23 protein-coding genes and 1 tRNA gene are annotated in these 23,430 nt (G+C 74.0%); 14 read left to right on the forward strand and 10 right to left on the reverse strand.

Annotated features, from left to right (window positions below; translation table 11 throughout):
• Positions 1–56 precede the first annotated feature (56 nt).
• The 3 genes from ald to ACA511_RS17815 all read left to right on the forward strand — a co-directional run bounded on the left by ald (position 57) and on the right by ACA511_RS17815 (position 2,224).
• On the forward strand, positions 57–1,172 hold the full coding sequence (gene ald / locus ACA511_RS17805) for an alanine dehydrogenase (protein ID WP_375025456.1): 1,116 nt from the start codon (positions 57–59) through the stop codon (positions 1,170–1,172).
• A gap of 75 nt (positions 1,173–1,247) precedes the next feature.
• Entirely contained in the window at positions 1,248–1,838 is a 591-nt protein-coding gene (locus ACA511_RS17810; RefSeq protein WP_375025457.1) for a histidine phosphatase family protein, read from the forward strand.
• A gap of 86 nt (positions 1,839–1,924) precedes the next feature.
• A complete protein-coding gene (locus ACA511_RS17815; RefSeq protein WP_067631628.1) occupies positions 1,925–2,224 on the forward strand; it encodes a metal-sensitive transcriptional regulator in 300 nt (99 codons plus the stop codon).
• Here the strand turns inward: ACA511_RS17815 and ACA511_RS17820 are convergent, their stop codons facing one another.
• Entirely contained in the window at positions 2,225–2,749 is a 525-nt protein-coding gene (locus tag ACA511_RS17820) for a MarR family winged helix-turn-helix transcriptional regulator (protein ID WP_375025458.1), read from the reverse strand.
• Between the two features lie 115 nt (positions 2,750–2,864).
• Between ACA511_RS17820 and ACA511_RS17825 the strand changes: the two genes are divergently transcribed.
• Positions 2,865–4,400: a DHA2 family efflux MFS transporter permease subunit gene (locus ACA511_RS17825; protein ID WP_375025459.1), complete on the forward strand. Its 1,536-nt coding sequence runs from the start codon at positions 2,865–2,867 to the stop codon at positions 4,398–4,400.
• 18 nt (positions 4,401–4,418) lie between these two features.
• Here ACA511_RS17825 and ACA511_RS17830 read toward each other — a convergent pair whose 3' ends face one another.
• The 3 genes from ACA511_RS17830 to ggt form a co-directional block, all read right to left on the reverse strand.
• Positions 4,419–5,285, reverse strand: a complete 867-nt coding sequence (locus ACA511_RS17830; protein ID WP_375025460.1) for an oxygenase MpaB family protein — start codon at positions 5,283–5,285, stop codon at positions 4,419–4,421.
• Positions 5,286–5,401: 116 nt separating this feature from the next.
• Positions 5,402–5,767, reverse strand: coding sequence for a divalent-cation tolerance protein CutA (cutA, locus tag ACA511_RS17835; protein ID WP_375025461.1), 366 nt, complete (start codon positions 5,765–5,767; stop codon positions 5,402–5,404).
• 61 nt (positions 5,768–5,828) lie between these two features.
• Positions 5,829–7,766, reverse strand: a complete 1,938-nt coding sequence (ggt, locus tag ACA511_RS17840) for a gamma-glutamyltransferase (RefSeq protein WP_375025462.1) — start codon at positions 7,764–7,766, stop codon at positions 5,829–5,831.
• Positions 7,767–8,142: 376 nt separating this feature from the next.
• Between ggt and ACA511_RS17845 the strand changes: the two genes are divergently transcribed.
• The 7 genes from ACA511_RS17845 to ACA511_RS17875 all read left to right on the forward strand — a co-directional run bounded on the left by ACA511_RS17845 (position 8,143) and on the right by ACA511_RS17875 (position 17,289).
• Positions 8,143–10,212 carry an amino acid permease gene (locus tag ACA511_RS17845; protein ID WP_375025463.1) on the forward strand — a complete coding sequence of 690 codons (2,070 nt, stop codon included), beginning with the start codon at positions 8,143–8,145 and terminating at the stop codon, positions 10,210–10,212.
• 196 nt (positions 10,213–10,408) lie between these two features.
• Positions 10,409–11,254 (forward strand): NUDIX domain-containing protein, encoded by an 846-nt coding sequence (locus tag ACA511_RS17850; RefSeq protein WP_375025464.1) that lies wholly within the window; start codon positions 10,409–10,411, stop codon positions 11,252–11,254.
• Complete coding sequence (locus tag ACA511_RS17855) at positions 11,251–12,300, forward strand: molecular chaperone DnaJ (protein ID WP_375025465.1); 1,050 nt, start codon at positions 11,251–11,253, stop codon at positions 12,298–12,300. Before ACA511_RS17850 ends, ACA511_RS17855 begins: the two co-directional genes overlap by 4 nt.
• An 11-nt stretch (positions 12,301–12,311) precedes the next feature.
• On the forward strand, positions 12,312–13,283 hold the full coding sequence (locus tag ACA511_RS17860) for a hypothetical protein (RefSeq protein ID WP_375025466.1): 972 nt from the start codon (positions 12,312–12,314) through the stop codon (positions 13,281–13,283).
• Positions 13,280–14,554, forward strand: coding sequence for an adenylosuccinate synthetase (locus ACA511_RS17865; protein ID WP_375025615.1), 1,275 nt, complete (start codon positions 13,280–13,282; stop codon positions 14,552–14,554). Before ACA511_RS17860 ends, ACA511_RS17865 begins: the two co-directional genes overlap by 4 nt.
• 44 nt (positions 14,555–14,598) lie before the next feature.
• On the forward strand, positions 14,599–16,563 hold the full coding sequence (locus ACA511_RS17870) for a hypothetical protein (RefSeq protein ID WP_375025467.1): 1,965 nt from the start codon (positions 14,599–14,601) through the stop codon (positions 16,561–16,563).
• Between the two features lie 21 nt (positions 16,564–16,584).
• Positions 16,585–17,289, forward strand: coding sequence for a 3-keto-5-aminohexanoate cleavage protein (locus tag ACA511_RS17875; protein ID WP_375025468.1), 705 nt, complete (start codon positions 16,585–16,587; stop codon positions 17,287–17,289).
• A gap of 19 nt (positions 17,290–17,308) precedes the next feature.
• Here the strand turns inward: ACA511_RS17875 and ACA511_RS17880 are convergent, their stop codons facing one another.
• From ACA511_RS17880 to ACA511_RS17890, 3 genes are read right to left on the reverse strand one after another with little or no spacing between them, the layout of a single operon-like run.
• The gene (locus tag ACA511_RS17880) at positions 17,309–17,920 is read right to left on the reverse strand and encodes a hypothetical protein (protein ID WP_375025469.1); all 612 of its coding nucleotides are present in this window, start codon (positions 17,918–17,920) and stop codon (positions 17,309–17,311) included.
• Between the two features lie 45 nt (positions 17,921–17,965).
• A complete protein-coding gene (locus ACA511_RS17885) occupies positions 17,966–19,567 on the reverse strand; it encodes an MFS transporter (protein ID WP_375025470.1) in 1,602 nt (533 codons plus the stop codon).
• 10 nt (positions 19,568–19,577) lie between these two features.
• Positions 19,578–20,261, reverse strand: a complete 684-nt coding sequence (locus tag ACA511_RS17890) for an LppX_LprAFG lipoprotein (RefSeq protein WP_375025471.1) — start codon at positions 20,259–20,261, stop codon at positions 19,578–19,580.
• Between the two features lie 156 nt (positions 20,262–20,417).
• Here ACA511_RS17890 and ACA511_RS17895 point away from each other — a divergent pair.
• Positions 20,418–20,491: transfer RNA gene (locus ACA511_RS17895), tRNA-Ile, on the forward strand.
• 161 nt (positions 20,492–20,652) lie between these two features.
• Here ACA511_RS17895 and ACA511_RS17900 read toward each other — a convergent pair.
• Complete coding sequence (locus ACA511_RS17900; protein ID WP_375025472.1) at positions 20,653–21,426, reverse strand: enoyl-CoA hydratase-related protein; 774 nt, start codon at positions 21,424–21,426, stop codon at positions 20,653–20,655.
• A gap of 66 nt (positions 21,427–21,492) precedes the next feature.
• On the opposite strand from ACA511_RS17900, the gene ACA511_RS17905 reads away from it, so the two are divergent.
• A complete protein-coding gene (locus ACA511_RS17905; RefSeq protein ID WP_375025473.1) occupies positions 21,493–21,879 on the forward strand; it encodes a hypothetical protein in 387 nt (128 codons plus the stop codon).
• 10 nt (positions 21,880–21,889) lie between these two features.
• On the forward strand, positions 21,890–22,183 hold the full coding sequence (locus ACA511_RS17910; RefSeq protein ID WP_375025474.1) for an MTH1187 family thiamine-binding protein: 294 nt from the start codon (positions 21,890–21,892) through the stop codon (positions 22,181–22,183).
• Here the strand turns inward: ACA511_RS17910 and ACA511_RS17915 are convergent.
• The gene (locus ACA511_RS17915) at positions 22,173–22,544 is read right to left on the reverse strand and encodes an STAS domain-containing protein (RefSeq protein WP_375025475.1); all 372 of its coding nucleotides are present in this window, start codon (positions 22,542–22,544) and stop codon (positions 22,173–22,175) included. The genes ACA511_RS17910 and ACA511_RS17915 overlap by 11 nt on opposite strands.
• A gap of 32 nt (positions 22,545–22,576) precedes the next feature.
• Positions 22,577–23,320, reverse strand: coding sequence for a hypothetical protein (locus ACA511_RS17920; protein WP_375025476.1), 744 nt, complete (start codon positions 23,318–23,320; stop codon positions 22,577–22,579).
• Positions 23,321–23,430: the final 110 nt, after the last annotated feature.

The following is a 23,430-nucleotide window of genomic DNA, read 5'->3' on the forward strand; positions in this document are numbered from 1 at the left end:
CCCGCCGCGCACGCTGGAGACGCAGGTCCCTGGTCGGTGCTGACGGAGGAGCCCCGGTGAAGATCGGTGTGCCGCGAGAGATCAAGAACCACGAGTACCGGGTGGCCGGCACGCCGGCGGGCGTGCACGAGCTGACCCGGCACGGCCACGAGGTGTTCGTCGAGCGGGGCGCCGGGCTCGGCTCGGCGATCCCCGACGACGAGTACGCCGCCGCGGGCGCCAAGATCCTCGACGGCCCGGACGAGGTCTGGGCCGAGGGCGACCTGATCCTCAAGGTCAAGGAGCCGGTCGCGCCCGAGTACCACCGGATGCGCGACGGCCAGGTCCTGTTCGCCTACCTGCACCTCGCCGCGTCCCGCGCGTGCGCGGACGCGCTGCTGGCGGCCGGCGTCACCGCGATCGCCTACGAGACCGTCCAGCTGCCGGACCGCTCGCTGCCGCTGCTCGCCCCCATGTCCGAGGTCGCCGGGCGGCTCGCCCCGCAGGTCGGGGCCTACAACCTGATGGCGTCCAACGGCGGGCGCGGCGTGCTGCCGGGCGGCGTGCCCGGCGTCGCGCCGGCCAAGGTCGTCGTCATCGGCGGCGGCGTGTCCGGCCTCAACGCCGCGCAGATCGCCGCCGGGATGGGCGCGGACGTCACGGTCATGGACGTGGACCTCGACCGCCTCCGCCGCCTCGACGCCGTCTACCGCGGCCGCCTGCGGACCCTCGTGTCCAACGCCTACACGGTCGAGCAGCAGGCCCGCGCCGCCGACCTCGTCATCGGGGCCGTGCTGATCCCCGGCGCCCGCGCGCCCAAGCTGATCTCCAACGACCTCGTCTCCGCGATGAAGACCGGCTCCGTCCTGGTGGACATCGCCGTCGACCAGGGCGGCTGCTTCGAGGACTCCCGCCCGACCACGCACGCCGACCCGACCTACAAGGTGCACCGCTCGACGTTCTACTGCGTCGCGAACATGCCGGGGTCCGTCCCGAACACCTCCACCTACGCCCTCACCGGGGTCACGCTCCCCTACGCCGTCCAGCTCGCCGACAAGGGCTGGCACCGCGCCCTGCGGGAGAACGCCTCGCTGGCCCGCGGCCTCAACACCCACGCCGGCGAACTCGTGTACGACCACGTCGCCGAGGCCCACGGCCTCCCCTACACCCCGCTCGCCTCGATCCTGGACTGACGGGGCGCGAACTCCCCCGTCCCCTCACCCGTCCCGGGGGTTCCGGGAGGCGGCTCCGCCGGGTAGACAGTCCCCATGGGTGAGCTGATCTTGGCGCGGCACGGGGAGACCGAGTGGAGCCGGGTCCGCCGGCACACGGGGCTGACGGACGTGCCGCTGACCGCGCACGGCGAGGAGCAGGCGCGGGCGCTGCGCGGCGCGCTGAAGGGGCGGCACGTCGTGCGGACGCTGGTCAGCCCGGCCGAGCGGGCGCGGCGGACGGCCGAGCTGGCCGGGCTCTCCGCGGCGGAGACCGACCCCGGCCTGTGGGAGTGGGACTACGGCGGCTACGAGGGGATCACCAGCGCCGAGATCCGGAAGGAGCGGCCAGGCTGGTTCCTGTGGGACGACGGCGTGATCCCCGGCGGCGCCGGGCACCCGGGCGAGACCGTCGAGCAGGTCGGCGAGCGGGCGGACGCGGTGCTCGCGCGGGTGGGGCCGCCGCCCGCGGACGGCGACGTCGTGCTCGTCGCGCACGGGCACTTCCTGCGGGTGCTGACGGCGCGCTGGCTGGGCCTGGAGCCCGCGCTCGGACGGCTGTTCGCGCTCGGCACCGGGACGCTGTCGGCGCTCGGCACCGAGCACGACCGGCCGGTCGTCAGCGCCTGGAACGTCCCGGCGCCCTAGTCCGGCCAGCGCATAAGGTACCTGTTGGGGGATGTCCCCCAGGGGTACCCGGGCGTGCGCCCCCGGAAGGATTGCGGAGGACGGACATGGCGACCAGCGAGACCCCCACCCGCGGGTACACCGCCACGAAGGACCAGCTGCAGACCCGGCTGGCCCGGATCGAGGGCCAGGTGCGCGGCATCGACCGCATGGTCGAGGACGACCGCTACTGCATCGACATCCTGACCCAGATCAGCGCCGTCCAGGCCGCGCTGGACAAGGTGGCGCTCGGCCTGCTGGACGGGCACGTCCGGCACTGCGTGGCCGAGGGCGCCGAGGAGGGCAAGGGGGACGCGATGTCCACCGAGCTGATGGCCGCCGTCGGCCGGCTCATGCGGCGCGGCTGATCACTCGTCCGGCGGCGGGCACGGGCGGCCCGCTCCGCCGCCCGGCCCGCCGCGCTCCATGTTCTCGGCCAGCGTGCGCCAGCCGTGCAGGAAGTGCGCCCGCTCGGCCGGGGTGAGCGACTCCAGCGTCGTCCGCAGCGGGCGCAGCCGGCGCCAGGCGAACCGCTCGACGCTCTCGCGGTGCGCCTCGGCCAGGCTGACGATCATGCGGCGGCGGTCCCGCTCGTCCGGCCGGCGCTCGACGAAGCCGCCGCGCTGCAGCTCCCCGACCAGCTGGCTGACCGTGGCGGGGCTGAGCGCCATGTGCCGGGCGAGGACGCCCACCGGCGCCGGGCCGTGCAGGACGAGCTGCATCAGCGCGGGCACGTGCCGGGGCCCGAGCCCGGCCTCCTTCACCCGGTGGATGAGCTCTTCGGCCTCGGCCTGCCCGCCCTTCATCCGGCGCATCATCCTGCCCATGAGCTGGACCAGCGCCTCAAGGTCGGCGTCGATCGACGCGTCGGAACCGGCACGATCCTGGGACATACCTTGAAGTTCAACATATTCCGTGATGCACTGCAAAGCGTTGAACTTCAAGATGTTTCACGTCTTGAGCCGCGGGGACTCGGGGCTAGCGGAACACCAGGCAAGGGGGGCGACCATGGCCGAAAGCCCGTCCACCAAGACGGCGCCGCCGGGCGGGTCCGGCGGCGAACGGCTCGACCGGCAGACCATCGTGCTCGGCCTCGTGATCGTGGCGGGCACCGTGATGGCGATCCTCGACACCACGATCGTCAACGTGGCGCTGGAGACGCTCGGCCGCGACTTCTCGACCGACCTGGCCACGATCCAGTGGGTCATCACCGGCTACCTGCTGGCCATGGGGTCCGTCATCCCCGTCACCGGCTGGGCCGTCGACCGGTTCGGCGGGCGGCGCGTGTGGCTGACCTCGATCGTGCTGTTCGTGGCCGGGTCCGTGCTGTCCGGCTCGGCCTGGAACATCGAGTCCCTGATCGTCTTCCGGGTGCTGCAGGGGCTCGGCGGCGGCATGCTGATGCCGACCGGCATGGCCATCCTGACGATGGCGGCCGGGCCGCGGCGGCTCGGCCGGATCATGAGCATCGTCGGCGTCCCGATGCTGCTCGGGCCCGTCCTCGGCCCGGTGCTCGGCGGCTGGCTGGTCGAGGACGTCGACTGGCGGTGGATCTTCTTCGTGAACGTGCCGGTCGGCGCGCTGGCCCTCGCGCTGGCCTGGTGGAAGGTCCCGCGCGGCCGGGAGGCGCACGCGGCGTCGGCGCTCGACCTGCGCGGGCTGGCCCTGCTGCCGCCCGGGTTCGCGCTGCTGATCTACGGGCTGTCCACCGCGAGCCGCAACGGCGGCTTCGGCAACGCCGCGACGATCGGCTGGCTGGTCGCGGGCGCCGTCCTGGTGGGCCTGTTCGTCCTGCACAGCCTGCGCGTGCGCGAACGCTCCCTGATCGACGTGCGGCTGTTCGCCGACCGGACGTTCGCGACCGCGGCCGTCACGGTGACCCTCGTCGGCATGGCGCTCATGGGCTCGATGCTGCTGATCCCGCTCTTCTACCAGACCGCGCACGGCGAGGGCGCGTTCGCCGCGGGCCTGCTGCTGGCCCCGCAGGGCATCGGCGCGGCGATCGCGATGCCGGTGGCGGGCGTGATCACCGACCGGTTCGGGGCCGGCCGCATCGTCCCGGTCGGCATCGTGCTGCTGGTGATCGGCACCGTCCCGTTCGCCCTGGTGGACGCCGGCACGTCCTACTGGCTGCTCGGCGGCGCGCTGCTCGTGCGGGGGCTCGGGCTCGGCTGCACGATGATGCCGACCATGTCGGCCGCGCTCACGACGCTGAGCCGGGCGGCGGTGTCGCGGGCCAGCAGCACGCTGAACATCCTCGTCCAGTTCGGCGGGTCGGTCGGCACGGCGCTGCTCGCCGTGATCCTCTCCCAGGAGATCAGCGACCGGGTCCCCCGGGCCGCGGGCGGGGGCGGCGCGGGCGGCGTCGGCTCGATCCCGGAGCAGGTCAGGCAGCAGATCGCGCCGAAGCTCGCCGAGGCGTTCGGGAGCACGTTCTGGGTCGCGCTCGTCCTCACCGCGGTGATGATCGTCCCGGCGCTGATGCTGCCGCGGCACGGCGCCGAGCACCGCGAGGAGGCGGACGCGGCCGCGCCCCTGGCCTGAGCCCGGCCCGGCCGCGGATCAGGACGCGATCGACCAGGTGGCCAGGCCGTTCTCGTGCTCGCGCGTGAGGCGCCTGGCCCGCTGGGCGTCCGGCGAGTACCGGTACCGCTCCGGGACGACGAGCGAGGTGCGGTACAGGCCCTTCAGCGTGAGCGTGGCCGCCAGGTCGGACGTGGGCAGCCCCGGCAGCCCGTACATGCGGCGGGCCCAGCGCGGCAGCGTCGCGACGGTCAGCGTCCCGACGGCGGGCGCGGCGAGCTTCAGCGGCAGCAGGTGGCGCGGGACCGCCGGGCTGAACATGCGGCGCAGCCCCTCGCGCGCCTCCCGGCACGCCCAGATCCGCCGCCGCATCCCCGCGTAGTACTCCGCCATCTCCGCGACGGTCGCGGGCACGTCCGCCGGGTCGAGCCCGACGACCTCGGCGGCGCGGCGCTGCTCGTCCACGAAGGTGTCGGCGTCCTCGGCCGTCAGCGGTACGCCGGCGCGGCGCGCCACGTCGAGGTAGGAGTCGACCTCGCCCATGTGCACCCAGAGCAGGTTCTCCGGATCGTCGACCGGGAACGTGTCGCCGGTGCGCATGTCGAGGCCGGTGAGCCTGGAGTGCAGCCGGCGGACGCGGCGGCCCACCCGCTCGACGTCCTCCTCCGTCCCGTAGGTGCGGACGCGGACGAACTCGACCGTCCGGGTCAGCCGCGCCCACGCGGCCGCCGGGTCCATGAGTTCGGAGTTCTGCGCGGTCCCCCACATGGAGCGTGGATGGAGGGCCTGCAGCAGCAGCGCCCTGATCCCGCCGACCAGCAGCACGGGCTCGCCCATGACCCGCCAGGTCACCGAACCCGGCCCGAACAGGCCGTGGTCCGCGCCCGCCTCGCTCAGCTCGCGCACATCGACCGCCTCCCTCCGCCGCGACCGGGCGGAACACGTCCGGCCAGGGTAAACAAGAACTTACCCTGCCATGACGCGCGTCACACAGGCCAGTGCCCGGCCGTCCCGGGCGGCGGTCAGGCGTCGTCCTCCGGGTCCTCGACGGCCTCGTCGCGCTCGCCGGCCTCGGTCTGCTCGGTGATCCAGGCGAGGTAGTCCATGCTGCCCGCCACCACCGGCGTCGCGATGATCTCCGGGGTGTCGTAGGAGTGCCCGTCGGTGATGAGGGACGCCAGTTCGTCGAAGCGGTCGGCGGAGGTCTTGAACAGCACCATCCACTCCTCCGCCGACTCGATCTCGCCCTCCCACCAGTAGGTGCTGGCGATCGGCCCGACGAGCTGGGCGCAGGCCGCGAGCCGCTCGGCCACCGCGGACCGCGCCAGCTCCGCGGCCTCCGCACGGGAGTCGGTCGTGGTCGTCACCTGCACGAAAGAGTGGGCCATGGCACGATTCCTTCCCGTTCGCCGTCCGCGCACGCCATCGCGGCGCGCCCCCGGGGGAGGATCACCGGATCGGACGGACGACCAGCGCGCTGCCGCCGCCCCGCCGCGCCGGCTCCGCGACCGCCTGCACGAGCCCCGGGCGGAGGAACTCCAGCCCCGTCGCGGCGCCGATCACGCCCGCCGGCGGGCCGGGGAAGAGCTCCAGCCGGTGCCCCCGCGCGGCGAGGTCGCGGCCGTACCGGTCGATGAACGGCTGCTCGGCGTACACGTACGGGGTGTTGCGCTGCGTGGCGCGCGGCGCGGCCAGCGCGGCGGGCAGGCCCATGCCGAGGTCGATCCGGTTCATCAGGATCTGCAGCACGGTCGTGATGATCGTCGATCCGCCGGGCGTGCCGACCGCGAGCTTCGGCCGCCCGTCCTCGAGCACGAGCGTCGGGGACATGCTGCTGCGCGGGCGCTTGCGCGGGCCGGGCAGGTTCGGGTCGGGCGCCTGGCCGGGCGCGGGCGGCTGGAAGGAGAAGTCGGTCAGCTCGTTGTTCAGCAGGAAGCCGCGACCGGGGACGGTGATGGCGCTGCCGCCGAACTGCTCGATCGACAGCGTGTAGGAGACGACGTTCCCCCACTTGTCGGCGACGACGAGGTGGGTGGTCTGCGGGCCCTCCAACGCCAGCGCGCGGGTCTGCGTGCCGGGCGGGACGCACGGCGCGTAGCTCCCGTCCGGCGAGCCGGGGGCGACGGGGGCGGGCGCGGCCCGGTCGGGCTTGATCAGGCAGGCGCGCTCGCGGGCGAACCCGGCCGACAGCAGCTCGTCCAGCGGCACGTCCACCTTGTCGGCGTCGCCCACGTAGCGGCCGCGGTCGGCGTAGGCGAGCTTGGACGCCTCCAGGTAGTAGTGCAGGGCCGTGGCCGGGTCGCGGGCGTCGAGGCGGAAGTTGCCCAGGATGTTGAGCGCCTCCCCCACCGTGGAGCCGCCGGAGGACGACGGCGGCATGCCGTACACGTCCGTCCCCCGGTAGGGGACGTGCGTGGGCTCGCGCATGACCGCCCGGTAGGCGGCGAGGTCGCCGCGCTCCATCAGCCCCGGCCGGACGACGCGGGCCGCCGCCGGGTCCACCGGCGGCCTGGCGACCGTCCGGGCGATCTCCGCGCCGAGCCCGCCCCCGTAGAACCAGTCCGTCCCGCGCTCGGCCAGCCGCCGGTAGGTGTCGGCGAGGTCGGGGTTGCGGAAGACCGAGCCGACCTCGGGCGCCTTCCCGCCCGGGAGGAACAGCTCGCGGGTCGGGACGATGTCGCGGAAGCGCGCCTCGTTCACGGCGGTCTGGTCGTGGAACTCCTGGTCCACGACGAAGCCCCGGTCGGCGATCCGGATCGCGGGACGCAGCAGGGCGCCGAGGTCGCGGCTGCCGAAGCGGCGCAGCGCGAGGTCCCACTGGGCGAGGGTGCCGGGCACGCCGACGCCGAGCCCGCTGGTGACGGCCTGGTCGAACGGGAGCGGCTTCCCCGTCGCGGGGTCGGTGAAGGAGTCCTGCCTCATCCGCTCCGGCGCGAACTCGCGGCCGTCGAGGGCGTAGACGCGGCGCTTCTTCGCGTCGTAGTAGGTGATGTAGCCGCCGCCCCCGATCGCGGACACGTACGGCTCGGTGACGCCGAGCGTCGCGCCGGCGGCGACGGCGGCGTCCATCGCGTTGCCGCCGTGCTTCAGGACGTCGAGGGCCGTCCGGCTGGCGTCCAGGTCGACCGTCGAGACGGCGCCGCCGTAGCCGGTCGCGACCGGCTGCTTGACCGGCGCCGCCGGACGCCCCGGTGCGGGAACGGGTGCGGGGACGGGTGCGGGGACGGGCGCGGCGGACCCGGCGGACGCGGTCGCGGGCAGGGCGGCGGGGACGGCCAGCGACGCGGCGACGGTCGCCGCGGCGGCGAGCGCCGTGCGGCGGCGGACGCGCGCCGGGCCCCGGCGGGCGGGAATGGACGGCTTCGAGGGCGATGGGGAGCGGGACACCGGACCTCCAGTCGAAACGCGGCGTCCCCACGGTGCCACCGATCTTCATCCGATGCCACCGTCCGCACCGGCCGACCCCGGTCGCGGCGAAGAAAGATCGAAAGCGCTTCCCGCATTGGAAATTGACCATATTCGATCGGAACGGTCCATTAGAAATTGGTTCGGGAGTCGATGAGCCGAGCGTGAGTGGGCCGTTGCGGCACGTCGACGACCTGCGCTTTGGCAGGATGCGACAACGACAGGACGACATCCGGCCGGGGGAAACCGTTGCGATTATGGTCATACCTGGTGAATTCTTAGGGACTTCGACCAGCCGTCACCTCGCGAACAGCGGCGCGGGTGCATCATTCCCGGCCCCCGGCCAGGGGGACGACCTATGACCTGGGACATGCGCATGCGCAACAACATGTTTCGCCGCCTGCCGGTGGAACAGGCGACCGGCCGGCTGTACGGCGGGCGGCACCGGCTCCGCGTGGTCTACCGCACCCGCGACCTCGTCGTGCTCGGCCTCGGCGTCATGATCGGCTCCGGCATCTTCAAGATCGCCGGTGAGCAGGCCAGCTCGACCGCCGGGCCCGGCGTGCTCGTCTCCTTCCTCATCGCGGGCGGCGTGTGCGTGCTGGCGGCGCTCGCGTACGCCGAGCTCTCCTCGATCATCCCGGTGGCGGGCAGCGCCTACTCCTTCAGCTACGTCGCGTTCGGCGAGGTGTGGGCGTGGGTCGTCGGCTGGGCGCTGATCATGGAGCTGCTGCTCGCCGCGTCCGTGCTCGCGCGGGTGTGGTCGCTGTACTTCACGCAGGCGCTGGGCGACTTCGGGGCGCCGGTCCCCGGCTGGCTCGGCGACCTGATCGGCCAGGTGAAGGGCCCGGACGTGCTGGCCCTCGGCATCCTGCTGCTGGTCGTGCTGATGCTCGCCACCGGCAGCCGGATGAGCCTGAAGTCGCTGTGGTTCATGGTGATGGCCAAGGTCATCGTCATCGGCCTCGTCATCGCCACCGGCCTGAAGTTCTTCGACGCCGGGAACCTCACCCCGTTCGTGCCGCCCGCGCGGCCGGCCCCGGAGGGCGACCAGACGGTGCTGGACGCCGTGCTCGGCGCGCTCGGCGGCGGGACGCCGCACGCGTTCGGCGTCTGGGGGCTGTTCGCCGCCGCGCCCGCCATCGCGTTCGCCTACATCGGGTTCGACCTCATCGCGACCGCGTCGGAGGAGACCGACGACGCGCCGCGCAAGGTGCCGCGCGGCATCCTCACCGCCCTGCTCACCGCGATCGTGCTGTACGCGGCGGTCGCGATCGCGCTGGTCGGCATGGTCGGGATGGACGGCTTCGCCGAGCTCGACCCCGACAAGCTGCTGATCGCCGCCGCGTTCGACGAGGTCGGCGCGGGCGCGATGGGCAAGATCGTCGACGTGGGCGCGGTGCTCGCGCTCACCACCGTCATCCTGGTGGTGGTGATCAGCCTGACCCGGGTGGTGTTCTCGATGGCCCGGGACGGCCTGCTGCCGCGCCCGCTCGCCGCGATGAGCCGCTACAAGGTGCCGTCCCGGGCCACGCTGCTGGCCGGCGGCGCGGCGGCGGTCATGTCGCAGACGATCGACGTGCTGACGCTGGAGCAGCTCGTCGTGATCGGCACGCTGTTCGCGTTCCTGTTCGTCGCCGCCGCGGTGCTCGCGCTGCGCCACTCCCAGCCCGACCTGCACCGGCCGTTCCGGATGCCCGCGGCGCCGCTCGTCGTGCTCGTGACGATCTTCGCGGTCGGCTGGCTGATGCTGAACCTCAAGGTCCAGACGTGGGCGTACTTCGCGGTCTGGATGGCCGTCGGCCTCGTCCTGTACCTGGTCTACGGGCGCCGGAAGAGCCAGATGAAGCTGCTGCTGGACGCGCCGCCGCCGGACCGCGCGGTCGCCGCCGCGCTGGCCGCCGCGCCGCCGCCCGGCGCGCTGCCGCCGGGCGTCGTGCCCGTGCCGTACCCGCCCGGCGCGCGCGACGGCCGGCCGGTCCCGGGACCGTACGAGCCGTGGCCGGGCGACCCGCGGCCCGGCCCGCCCGAGAGCCCCTACCCGACCGGCCGGTACTCGACCGGCCGGTACGGACGGGACCCGTACCCGCCCGAGCACCGTCCCGCCGAACACGGGCCTGCCGACCACCGTCCCGCCGACCACCGGCCTGCCGACCACCGGCCTGCCGACCACGGGCCCGCCGAACCGCACGAGCGGGACGGCCGCGGGCGGCCGCCCGGCCCGAACTCCCCGGGGCCGTCCGGGGCCGGCGGGCCGACCGATCCGTACGCGGTCGACCCCGGCGTGCCGAACCCGTTCGCGTCCGGCCCCTACCGGTCCGGGCGGTACGGCGCCGGCGAGCAGGCGTATCCCGAGCGGGACTTCGGCGGGCAGGACTACGGCGAGGAGCACGAGGAGCCGCCGGGCGGCGGCCGGCATCGCCGCTGAGGCACGAAGCCGGTGACTTGGCTTTTGTGAACTTCCGCCGAACGCAGCGGGCGCCGCTCCCCTTCCGGGGGGCGGCGCCCGTTTTCGTCATCCGGCCCCGCCCTGGACAAGCGGCCCCGCTCGGGGTATGTTCTTCTCATACCGAGATGAACTCACTGTGAGACTTACTCAGTCGGAGACCGACGGGAGGCACGGAATGACCCCGGACCCGAGCGCCGAGGCCGAGTTCCTCGCGGGCTACGACCCGCGCGACTACGACCCGGTCGCCGTGACGGTGGACGTGGTCGCGCTGACCATCCGCGACGGCGCCCTGCACGTCCTGCTCGTCCGGCGCGGGCAGGCCCCGTACGCGGGCATGTGGGCGCTGCCGGGCGGGTTCGTCCAGGCCGGCGGCCCATTGCAGGGCGCCGGCGCCGAGGACCTCCCGGACGCGGCCGTCCGGGAACTGGCCGAGGAGACCGGGCTCGCCGCCAAGGGCGGCGACCCGGGCCGTTCCCCGCTGGAGCGCGTCCATCTGGAGCAGCTCGGCACCTACGGGTCGCCCGGCCGCGACCCGCGCATGCGCGTCATCTCCGTCGCCCACCTGGCGTTCGCGCCGGAGCTGCCCGCCCCGGCGGCGGGCGGCGACGCGGCCGACGCGGCGTGGGTCCCGGTCGACGCGCTGGGCCTGACCGAGTCCGGCGACCAGCGTCCGGGCACGACCCGGCGGCTGGCGTTCGACCACGCGCGGATCCTCGCGGACGGCCTGGAGCGGGCGCGCGGGAAGCTGGAGTACACCCCGCTCGCGACGGCGTTCTGCGGCGCCGAGTTCACGATCCCGGAGCTGCGCGCGGTCTACGAGGCGGTGTGGGGCGAGGAACTGCACGCCGGAAACTTCCACCGGAAGGTCCTGTCGGTGCCCGGGCTCGTGGAGGGCACGGGCGCGACGTCGGACCGGGGCGGCCGGCGCGGCGGCCCGCGGCCCCGGCTCTACCGCGCGGGCGACGCCCGGCTCCTGCACCCGGCACTGCTGCGGCCGAGCCGGGAGGAGGAGATCCGATGAGCGGGGCGGAGCGGGTGGCGGGGCCGGACGCGCTGGACGACGCGCTGGCGCGGCTGGACCGGGCGCGCGTCCCGGCCGACCTGTTCGGCGCGGACGGGGCGGAGGCGGCGCGGCGCTACCGGCGGCTGGCCCGGCTCGTCCACCCGGACGCGACCGGCGGCCGCACCCGCGACGCGTTCGTCCGGCTGAACGCGCTCTGGCGCGCCTACCACCGCGACGACCCGGCCGTGATCACCACCCGCCGGCACGCGTACCGGCTGGACGGCGACCCGGTCGGCGGCGACCTCGCCGAGCTGTACCCGGCGCGTCCCGGGACCGGCCCGGACGTCCTGCTGAAGATGCCGCGCGACCCGCGCGACGGCGACCTGGTCGAGCGCGAGGCGGCGGCGCTCCGCCGGCTCGCCGCGGACGGCGACGCGAGGCTCCCGGCCTACGTCCCGCGCCTGGTCGAGTCGTTCCGGCACCGGGACGCGGCGTCCGGCGCGCAGCGGCGGGTCAACGCGATCGCCGCGCTGGACGGGTTCCACACCCTCGCCGCGGTCAAGGAGGCGTTCCCCGGCGGCGTCGACCCGCGCGACGCGGCCTGGATGTGGCGGCGGCTGCTGGCCGGCCTCGGGTTCGCGCACCGCGCGGGCGTCGTGCACGGCGCGGTCCTGCCCGACCACGTGATGATCCACCCGGCGGAGCACGGCCTGGTCCTCGTCGACTGGTGCTACTCGGTGCCCATCGGCCACCCGCACGACGACCCGTCCGGGCGCGTCCCGGCGATGGTCGACCGGTACGCCGGCTGGTACCCGCCCGAGGTGCCGGGGCGGCGGCCGGCGGGCCCGGCGACCGACGTCTTCATGGCCACCCGGTGCATGACCGATCTGATGGGCGGCAAGGCGCCCCCGGCGATGCGCGCGTTCGCGCGCGGCTGCACGCTGCCCGCGCAGCACCGGCGCCCGTCCGACGCCTGGCGGCTGCTGGCCGAGCTGGACGAGCTGCTGGAGCGGCTCTACGGCCCGCGGCGCTTCCGCCCCTTCCACCTGCCCGTCCCGAACTGAAGGAGACCGCCATGGGAAGCGGACACTGGTCCACCGACGTCTACGCCGCCCGCGCGAGCTACCGCGCGTCCACCGGCGCCAGCGCGTTCGCCTACTCCGACGGCGGCGCCACCGCCGTCCACCCCGACCTGGACCCGCGCGGCGTGGCCGCCCGGGAGAGCCGCGACTCCAACGACCACCCGGAGTCGCTCGCGATCGGCGTCCTGTTCGACGTGACGGGGTCGATGGGGAACGTGCCGCGGACGCTGCAGACCAAGCTCCCCGACCTGCTCGGGCTGCTGCTGCGCAAGGGGTACGCCGCGGACCCGCACATCCTGTTCGGCGCGGTCGGCGACGCGACCTGCGACCGCGCGCCGCTGCAGATCGGCCAGTTCGAGGCCGACAACCGGATGGACGACGACCTCGGCAAGATCCTGCTGGAGGGCGGGGGCGGCGGCCAGATGCGCGAGTCGTACGAGCTGGCCATGTACTTCATGGCCCGGCACACCGCGATCGACTGCTTCGAGAAGCGCGGCAGGCGCGGCTACCTGTTCATGATCGGCGACGAGCTGGCCTACCCGAAGGCCAAGCGGCGCGAGATCGCGAAGGTGATCGGGGGCGAGCCGGACGAGGACGTCCCGATCGCCGCGCTCGTCCGCGAACTGCAGCGCATGTACGACGTGTACTTCATCATCCCCGAGGGGGCCTACCACTCCGGGAGCCGCGAGCTGACGGACTTCTGGCGCGGCCTCCTCGGGCAGAACGTCCTCTACCTGGACGACCTGGACGCGGTCTGCGAGACGATCGCGCTGACCATCGGGCTCGCCGAGGACGCCATCGACCTCGGCGAGGGGCTGGAGCACCTGGCGGAGAGCGGGTCGGACGCCGGCGCGTCGGTGTCGCGGGCCCTCGCCCCGCTCGACGCGTCCCGCGCGCCGGTCGCGGTGTCGCCCGCCCCGCCCGGACTGGACGCCTCGGGTCCGTCCGCGACGACCCGCCTCTGACCGTGGACCACGTGATCGTCGTCGACCTCGGCTTCGGGGACGCGGGCAAGGGCACGGTCGTCGACCACCTCTGCTCGGCGAACCCCGTCACGGCGGTCGTCCGGTTCAACGGCGGCGCGCAGGCGGCGCACAACGTCGTCGCGGCGGACGGGCGGCACCACACGTTCGCCCAGTTCGGCTCGGGGACGTTCACGCCGGGCGTCCGCACGCACCTGTCGCGGTTCATGCTGGTCGACCCGCTGGCCCTCGCCGCCGAGGCCGGGCACCTGCGGGCGCTCGGCGCCGGCGACGCGCTCGACCGGCTCACCGTGGACCGGGACGCGCTCCTCACGACGCCGTACCACCGGGCCGCCAACCGCGCGCGGGAGTCGGCGCGCGGCGCGGCCCGGCACGGGTCGTGCGGCATGGGCGTCGGCGAGACCGCGTCCTACGCGCTCGCGCACGGCGACGCGCCCCGCGCCGGCGACTGCCGGACGCCGGCGCGGCTGCGGCGGCGGCTGGCGGCCGTCCGCGACTGGTACCGCGAGACGTTCCCCGGCGGGGAGGACGTCCCGGACGCGGACGCCTGCGCCGACGCCTTCACCGCGTTCGGCGAGCGGGTCCGGATCGTCGGCGGCGACCACCTCCGCGGGCTGCTGCGCGCCGGGACCGTCGTGTTCGAGGGGGCCCAGGGCGTCCTGCTGGACGAGTGGCACGGCTTCCACCCGTACACGACCTGGTCGACGACGACGTTCGCCAACGCGGAGGCGCTGCTGGACGAGGCGGGCGCGTCCGCGGCGCGGCTCGGCGTGCTGCGCGCGTACGCGACCCGGCACGGGCCGGGCCCGTTCGTCACCGAGGACCCCGCGCTCACCGCCGGGCTGCCCGACCGGCACAACGGCGCGGGCCGCTGGCAGGGCGCGTTCCGGGTCGGCCACCTCGACACGGTCGCGCTCCGGTACGCGGTGGACGCGGCGGGCGGCGTCGACGGCCTGGCGGTCACGCATCTGGACGTCGCGGGGGCGCGCCCGGACCTGCGCGCCTGCCGGGCCTACGACGTGGACGGGGAGCGGGTCGAGCGGCTGGCGGCGGGGCCGCCCGACCTCGCCCGCCAGGCCGCCCTCACCCGCCGCCTGCTCCGCGCGCGGCCCGTGTACGCGCCGCTCGGCGACCCCGTCGAGACGATCGGGGACGCGCTGCGGGCGCCGGTCGTCCTGCGCTCCCACGGCCCCGCCTCGGCCGACAAGCGGGGTGGCCACCTTCGGACAGCCATTGACCTCGGGCTCCGCTGAGACCAAGATCCCGCTGAACGCCGCGGATCTTCCGGAGGTGGACGTTGCGTCTCCCCCAGCGCACCCTGTCGGCCCTGGCGGCGGTCGCCGCGGCCCTCGCCCTGCTGACCGTCCCGCCGGCGCCGGCCGCGTCGGCCGGGGCGGGCGGCGGCTGCGACCCGATCGACCCCGCCGCCTGCCTGCTGCCGTTCCCGAGCGACTGGTACACGGTCGCGGACGGGAGCACGCCGACGGGCCGCCGCGTCCGCATGCAGACGACGATCGAGAACGCGCTGGGCCTGCCCGTCGCGCCCGCCGAGTGGAACCGCGCGGACGGCTTCTCCCCCGGCTCGATGCTGCTCAGCCGCGTCCCGGGCGTCGACCTGGCCCGCACGGGCGCCGCGCCGGTCACCGACATCGGCGCCTCGCTGCGCGCCGACGCCCCGATCGTGATCGTGGACACCGCGACCGGCGAGCGCTGGCCGTACTGGGCGGAACTGGACGCCAACGCGCCCGACGACCGGAAGGCGCTGATCGTCCGTCCGGCGAGGAACTTCCGTGAGGGCCACCACTACGCGGTCGCGTTCCGCGACCTGCGCGACGCGTCCGGGAAGCTGATCGGGCCGAACGCCGCGTTCGCCAAGATCCTCGGGCCGGACCTGCCGTCCGGCGACCCGCTCGCCGCGCGGCAGCGGGACGAGCGGAAGGTGCTCGCCGCGCTCCAGGCGAACGGCGTGGGCCGCGACGGCCTGTACCTCGCGTGGGACTTCACCGTCGCCAGCCGGCAGAGCCTCGCCGGCCCGGTCCTGCACATGCGCGACGAGGCGCTCCGCAAGCTCGGCGACCGGTCGCCGTCGTTCCTCGTGACGCAGGTGACCGACGGCGTGGACGACCGGATCGCGCGCGAGGTCAAGGGCGTCGTCTGGGCGCCGAGCTACCTCGACCAGTACGGCGGGCTGCCCGGATCGTCCCTCCACCGGGGCCGGGACGGGCGGCCGGCGCAGCTGTTCGGCAACTCGCAGGCCGTCCCGTTCCAGTGCGAGATCCCGAAGTCGGCGTTCACCGACCCGGCCCGTCCGGCGCTCTACGGGCACGGACTCCTCGGCGGCGAGGGCGAGGTCGACGCGGGCAACGTCAAGGCGATGGCGGCCGAGCACGGCTTCATGTTCTGCGCGACGAAGTGGATCGGCATGTCCGAGGAGGACCTCCCGAACGTGGTCTCGGCGCTCGCCGACCTGACCCGCTTCCGGACGGTCGCGGACCGCCTCCAGCAGAGCCTGCTCAACTTCACCTTCCTCGGCCGCGCGATGACCCGCGGATTCGCCGGGCACACGGCGTTCCAGGACGGCGCGGGGAAGTCCCTGATCGACACCGGGGCCGAGCTGACCTACGACGGGAACAGCCAGGGCGGGATCATGGGCGGCGCGCTCACCGCCGTGTCCCCCGACATCCGGCGCGCCGTCCTCGGCGTCCCGGCGATGAACTACAGCACGCTGCTCAACCGCAGCGCCGACTTCCCCGAGTACGCGCAGGTCCTCGACCTGTTCTACCCGGACAAGCTCGACCAGCAGATCGGCCTCGCGCTGATCCAGATGCTGTGGGACCGCGGCGAGGCCGACGGCTACGCCTGGCACATGACCGACGACCCGCTGCCGGGCACTCCGGCGCACCGGGTGCTGATGCACGTGGCGTTCGGCGACCACCAGGTCGCGCCGGTGGCCGCCGAGGTCCAGGCCCGCACGATCGGGGCCCGCGTCCACGCCCCGGCCGTCCAGCCGGGCCGCAACCCCGACAAGGTGCCGTACTGGGGCATACCGACGTTCGGGTCGTCCTACGACGGCTCGGCCATGGTCGTGTGGGACAGCGGGTCCCCGGCGCCGCCGCTGACGAACACGCCGCCGACGGAGGGCCGCGACCCGCACTCGGACCCGCGCGGCAACGCCGACGCCCGCCGCCAGAAGGCCGCGTTCCTGAAGACCGGCGCCGTCGTGGACGTGTGCGGAGGGGGACCCTGCGTGATCGCCCCCTGACCCGTTTGAGACGATCGGACCATGCTCCAGGTCTGCCCGAACGGAACCCGGACCGAGGGCGTGCCGGTCTCGCCGGCGCAGATCGCCGCCGAGGTCCGCGCCGCCGCCGACGTCGGCGCCGAGGACGTCCACGTGCACCCGAAGGACGACACCGGCGCCGACGCCCTGGACGCGTTCCACGTCGCGGAGACCCTCACGGCCGTCCGCGCGCGGACGCCGTCCCTGCGCGTCGGCGTCACCACGGGCGCCTGGACGGCCCCGGACCCGGCCGAGCGCGCCGCGCTGATCCGGTCCTGGACCGTCCTGCCCGACCACGCCTCGGTGAACTTCCACGAGACCGGCGCTGAGACGGTCGCCGAGGCGCTGTTCGAGCGGGGCGTCGCGATCGAGGCGGGCATCTTCTCCGGCACCGACGCCGCCGAGCGGTTCCTGCGCTGGCCGCACGCCCACCACGTGCTGCGGATCCTCGCCGAGGTCACCGACACCGCGCCCGAGACCGCGACCGGCACCGCCAAGGCGCTCCTGCACGCGATCGGAACCCACCACTCCCGGCCCATCCTGCTGCACGGCGAGGACGGCGGCGCGTGGCCGGTGCTGCGGCTCGCCGTCCGGCACAACCTGGACGTCCGGATCGGCCTGGAGGACACCCTCACCCTCCCGGACGGCAGCCCCGCCGGGGACAACGCGACCCTGATCCAGACGGCCCGCGCCCTCCTCGCCCCCTGATCGCCCGGGAACCGGACGGTCAGGAGCGCGGATTGTGGCCGGGGGCGTCCATGCGGGCCCAGTCGGCCTCCCACATCGCGTCGCGGTGCCGGTCGCAGCGGCGGCGGACGAGGACGTAGGCGAGCAGCACGGGCATCGCGGAGCCCAGGACGGCCGCGGCGCCCGCGTAGACCGCGTCGGTCACCGTGCGGCTGTGCGGGCGGGGACGCGCCGTCGGATCGCCGGCGGCGTCGACCCAGATCGTCCGGTGCGCGCCGACCTTGACGTCCTTCCAGCTCGGCAGCGTCCCGACGCGCGGCTGCCCGTTCCCGCCCGGCCAGGTCGCCTGGACGGTCTCGTGGATGTAGCGGTCACCGGCGGAGCCGACGCCGCCGGTCGCGGTGACCGTGGCGACGACCTGGCGCCGGTTCGCGTTCTCCGCGTTCTCCGCGGCGGTCCCCGCGCTGTAGGACCAGTTCACGGCCAGCGCCGCCAGCGGCGGGGCCGTGCCGAGCAGCAGCAGGAGCAGCCCGAGCGCGATCAGCCGCTGGACGCGGTCCACCCGGCGGCGCAGCTCGCTGTGCTCCAGTCCGAGCCGGCGGCGCAGCCGGACGAGCGGCGTGCCGCCGCGGCGGATGCCGGACCTGCGCATCTGCGTTCACCTCCCCGGGGAGCGCTACTCCCGGCAAGAGGCCCGTCAACCTTCTTTACCGAGGATATTCCCGAGTTCGTTGATCGGCACATCGCCGCTGGCCGAATCATTTCCCGGATCGCGCCCGATATGCCCGGTTGATGACCGTTTTAGGTCATCGTCCGGACCCGCGGCGTCCCGCCGCGCCCCCACGGCCAGCGCCAGCAGCGCCCCCAGCGCGCACATCCCCGCGGTGATCCAGAAGATCTCCTGGTACTCCGTCCGCAGCGCGTCCTGCAACGCCGCGTCGTACACCTTCATCTGCCGCGCGAACTCGCCCTTCGACATCAGGAACGGCAGCGGCGGCTTCAAATCCGCCGTCAGCGCGTGGAACCGGTAGAAACCCCACCCCGACAGCGCCGACACGCCGAGCAGCATCCCCATCATCCGCGCCACCACCACCGCCGCCGACGCGACACCGTGCTGCGCCGCCGGAACGAAGGCCAGCACCGCCGACGACACCGGCGCGATCACCAGCCCCAAGCCCAGCCCCGTCACCACCAGATCGACGTCCATCCGCGGCAGCGGCCCGTACGACGCGCCCGCCAGATCCGCCGGCCAGCCCGCGATCAGCAGATAACCCGCCGCCGACACCGCCATGCCCGCCGCCATCGGCCACCGCTCCCCCACCCGCCGCGCGACCAGCCCCCCGGCCACCGCCGCGACCGGCAGCGCCACCAGGAACCGCGTCAGCAGCAGCGCACCCTCCGTCGTGTCCTTGTGCAGGACGGTCTGCGCCACCAGCACCACGTCCACCAGCGTCACCATCAGCGCCGCACCCGACAGCAGGCTCACGCCCAGCGTCGCCAGCAGCGGCCCCCGCCGCACCCCCGACAGGTCCAGCAGCCGCGTCCGCGACCTGACCTCCCACAGGACGAACACCGCCAGCACCACCGCGCCCGCCGCCAGCACCGGCAGCCCCCACGGCGGCAGCGCCGACTCCTGCGGCTCCGGGTTGTACACCGCCGCCACCAGCAGACCCAGCCCCAACGCCAGCAGCAGACCCCCGACCACGTCCACGCCGGGCCTCGGCCCCTCCCGGCGCCCGCCCGGCACGGCCGCCTGCACCGCCACCATCGCCACCGCCACCAGCGGCACATTGATCCAGAAGATCGCCCGCCAGTCCGCCGCCGCCGCGACCCCCGCCCCGTACAGCGGACCCAGCACACTCCCCAGCTCCTGCGCCGCCCCCACCGCGCCCAGCACCACCGGACGCTGCCGCTCCTCCCACAGATCCCCGGCGAGCGCCATCGTCACCGGCAGCAGCGCACCGCCCGCCACCCCCTGCACCACCCGGCCCGCCGTCAGCGCCGGCACACCCTGCGCCAGCGCCGTCACCACCGACCCCACCGCGAAGAACACCAGGCACGCCTGCAGCAGCGGCCGCCGCCCGAACCGGTCCGACAACTGCCCCAGCAACGGCATCGCCGCCACATACCCCAGCAGGAACCCCGTCAGAACCGGCGTCACCCGCTCCAGCCGGTTGATCGGAACCCCGACGTCCTTCACCATCGGCACCAGGACCGTCGTCACCACATACGCGTCCAGCGCCGCCAGCAGCACCACCGCGCCGCCCGCCCCGATCGCGACCCGGCGCCGCACCCTCACCGCCGCCGCCCTACTTCGGCGCGCTGATCTTGTACGGGGCGTCGAACTCGGTGAACGAGATCACCACCGCGCCCCCCTTCGGGAACTCCCCCCGCACCTTCACCAGCCGATGATCGGCCTTACTCACCCACAACTGGCCGTCCATGTCCGCGTTGATCCCCGGGATCAGGCCCGCGATCTGCGCCTTCGGCAACTTCGCACCCACCCGGTAGACGTCCTTTCCGTCCACCTTCTCCACCGCCTGCGGCTCCGGCGCCGCCGCCGACGACAGCAGCATCGGAATCCCCCGCTGCGGATCCAGCACCGCCGACGGGTCGTACACCGACGCCGCCAGCGCCTTCGGCAGCTTCCGCCAACCCCCCGTCCCCGCGTCCAGATAGATGCTGGCCCCCGCCGCGACGACCTTCATCTCGATGTTCTGGCCCTGCTGCTCGACCGTCAGCGTCCCCTCCGCGTCCCCGCTCCGCAGCAACTTCATGTCGCCGCCCTTCACGATCACCGGCGTCTTGCCGTCCGACTCCACCGAGAACCCGACACTCTTCAACGCCCCCATCGCCTGCGCCGACTGCCGGAGCGTCCCCGCGGCATCGAACTCCGCCTTCTTCCCCGGCTCATCCGACCCGCCGCCATCACACCCCCCGGAGAAGACCAGCGCCAGCAGAACAGGAACGAGCACGAACACGCGTCTGGACATACGCGGGACCCTACCGACGGGTCACCACAGCCGTCACTCGCCTCCGGGTATGACATCGCCCCATCCAAAGGAGGACATCACCACACGCGGCAACCCCCGCCGCCGCTAAGATTGCACGCGGCAAAACCCCCGCCGGCACCCCGGCGGAACGCCCACGGGGCGGTAGCTCAGCTGGTCAGAGCAGGAGACTCATAATCTCCCGGTCGCGGGTTCGAGTCCCGCCCGCCCTACGGCGATGGGCGTGCCGTGGTCGGAGCCTTTGGCTCCTTCACGGCACGCCTCCGCCTGCCTTCCCGGGGGGCGACCCCCCGGACCCCCGATGCGGGGGCTCCGCCCCCACGCCCCCTGGTGGCTCAGGTCCGTGCGGACCTTTCGGAGCGCGGGGTGGGGGTCAGGCGGGCCAGGTGGGGTGGCGTTTTTCCAGGAAGGCCGTCATGCCCTCCTGGGCCTCCGGGGTCTGGCTGGACGCGGCCATCACCTCTACCGCGTAGGCGTAGGCGTCCTGTTCTGGGCGGTCCAGCTGGGCGTACATGGCCTGTTTCCCCAGGGCCTTGCTGCGGGGGCTGCCCTGGGTGGCGCGCTGGAGGAGGTCGCGGGTCGCCTTGTCCAGGTCCTCGTCGGGGACCGCATAGTTGATCAGGCCCCACTCCGCTGCCGTCTCGGCGTCGAAGACCTCGCCCGTCAGGGCCATCTCGGCGGCGCGCTTGCGGCCGACGTTGTGGGAGATCGCGACCAGGGGCGTGTGGCAGAACCAGCCGCCCTTGCCGCCCGGCGCCGCGAAACCCGCGCTCTCGGCGGCCACGGCCAGGTCGCAGCTCGCGACGAGCTGGCAGCCCGCCGCGGTGGCCAGGCCGTGCACCCTGGCCACCACGACCTGCGGCACCGACTGGATCGTGCGCATCAGGTCCGCGCACACCTGGAGCAGGTCGCGGACATCGGCGTGCGACGCCCCCGCCATGTCGGCGAAGTCGTGGCCCGCCGAGAAGACCGGGCCGTTCGCGGCCAGGACGACGCCGCGCGCGTCCGTGGCGCCCACCTGGCGGAACGCGTGCGCCAGTTCTTCGAGGAATGCTCTGGAGAGCGCGTTGCGGCGGCGAGGGCGGTTCATCGTGATCGTCGTGAACGGGCCGTCGCGGTCCAGCAGGACGTCGTTGTCTTCGCTCATGCTCCCGACGTTATGTCAGACCTCCGTCGTACCGTTGTCGGGTCCGAGGACCGAGGGGGTCTGGCCTTGAAGCTGCTCACCGCCACCAACGCCGGCCAGGGATTGCGCGACAACGACTTCGACTGGTGCGTCGAAGGGGAGCTGGTGCACATCGGGATGGTGTGCGCCCGCGACCGGGGAGACCCCGACGGGGGCTGCGGCTGCGGCCGGTCCTTCGCCGGGCTCAACTCGCACCGCGCCACGACGACCGCGATGGTCCGGGACGTCCCCGGATTCACCGAGGGCGACTACGTCCTGGCGATCAGGTCCAGCCTTGAGCAGCAGGGCTGCGACCCCGCGTTCGCCGAGCACGACGCGGCGCTGCTGCGGTGCCTCGTGCGCGACTGGCCGGTGGGGGTGATCGTCGAGCGGCGGCTGGATGAGATCGTGGTGAGGCAGGTCGTCCAGCCCTAGGAGGTGCTCGATGCTCGTCGCGTTCTCGGTGACCCCGCTCGGCGTGGGCGAGGAGGTCGGCGAACTCGTCGCGGAAGCCGTCCGGGTGGTGCGCGACAGCGGGCTCCCCAACCGCACCGACGCCATGTTCACCACCATCGAAGGTGAATGGAACGAGGTGATGGCCGTGGTCAAGGACGCCACCGAGGCGGTGGCCGCGCGAGCGCCCAGGGTGGGGCTCGTGTTGAAGGCCGACATCCGCCCTGGTGTCACGGGCGCCTTGGACGCCAAGGTCGAATCGGTGGAGCGTCACCTCAGCCGGTGAGCCAGTCCCTGATCTCGTCGTCCGTGCGGGGGAAGAGGCACCACAGCGCCTCCTCCGTCGAGCGGCAGAGGGGAATCAGCTCGTCCAGGCCGAGGATCCGGAACAGCCTGGCCGTGAAAGGGCTCACGCCCACCAGGGCCAGGGCCGTGCCCTCGGCCTTGCAGCCGCGCGCGCACTCGTGGACCATGCGCAACCCGTCCACGTCGATGAAGGAGACCCCGGAGAAGTCGAGGAGGAGGGGGCGGTGCGGCAGCTCCCGCAACCGCCGCTGGACGGCAGGGCATGCCGCCCGGTCCATCTCGCCGGACAGCATGACGGTGGTGTGGCGGTCGCCCTCGACGACGACCATGTCGGCGGCCATGACTCCATGATGGCCAGCGGGGCCGTCCCGCGTCAGCTGAAGCAGGCCCGCACGCCGTTCTCGCCGCCGCGCGAGAAGCTGCGCAGGCGCTGAACGGCCGAGCCGTGGTCGCCGGGTTTCGTCCAGGGGGCCTTGTCTCCGATGACCTGGAAGGCGTCCACGAGTTCCTGCTCGTCGCCGTCCTCGAACCGCAGCGCGCCGTCGTCGGACGAGCCGTAGAGGACGGCCCCCGCCAGGCAGTCGGCCTGGAGTTCGGCGGCGGACGACACCAGGCCCCGCCGGAGCCTCGCCTGGATCGCGTGCCCCCACTCGTGCGCGATCACCAGGTACACCCACGCGTCGCCGCGCGCGTAGCCGGAGCGCATCAGGTGGGCGTCCCACGCCACGTAGTCGCCGGAGGGGCAGTACGCCGCGTTGTCGCGCTCCAGCCTGTCCTTGCCGCACAACGGCGCCGACCGCGGATCGCGCCCGTTGTACAGGCCCACAACGCGGGGTGAGTCGTAGGAGCCGGTGAACAGCCCGTCCCAGTGCCGGCGCCAGAAGTCGTCCGTCGTCGTCTCGGCCGCCCGCACGTCCTCCTGGAACCCGGTCTCGTCGAACCTGCTCGGCCGGGTGGGCGAACCCGTCCCGGCGGGTGCGCCCTGCGCGGCCGGACGGGCCTCCCCGGGCACCGCCGGCCGCGGTTCGAACTGGCACGCGCCCGTCAGCGCGAGCGCCGCCGCGACGGCCGCTCCGGCCCGCCACCGTCGCTGAAGATTCCGCGCGGTCTCCCTCATGACGGGACATACGCACGCACGCCCACCGAAGGCCGAACTTCGCGGCGACTGTGCTCGCCGCACAACCCGAACGACGTTCGATTGGACCCCCGCCACGTCTTGCCCGCGGG

The sequence above is a fragment of the Actinomadura sp. GTD37 genome (genome assembly GCF_041951365.1).
GTDB lineage: Bacteria > Actinomycetota > Actinomycetes > Streptosporangiales > Streptosporangiaceae > Spirillospora.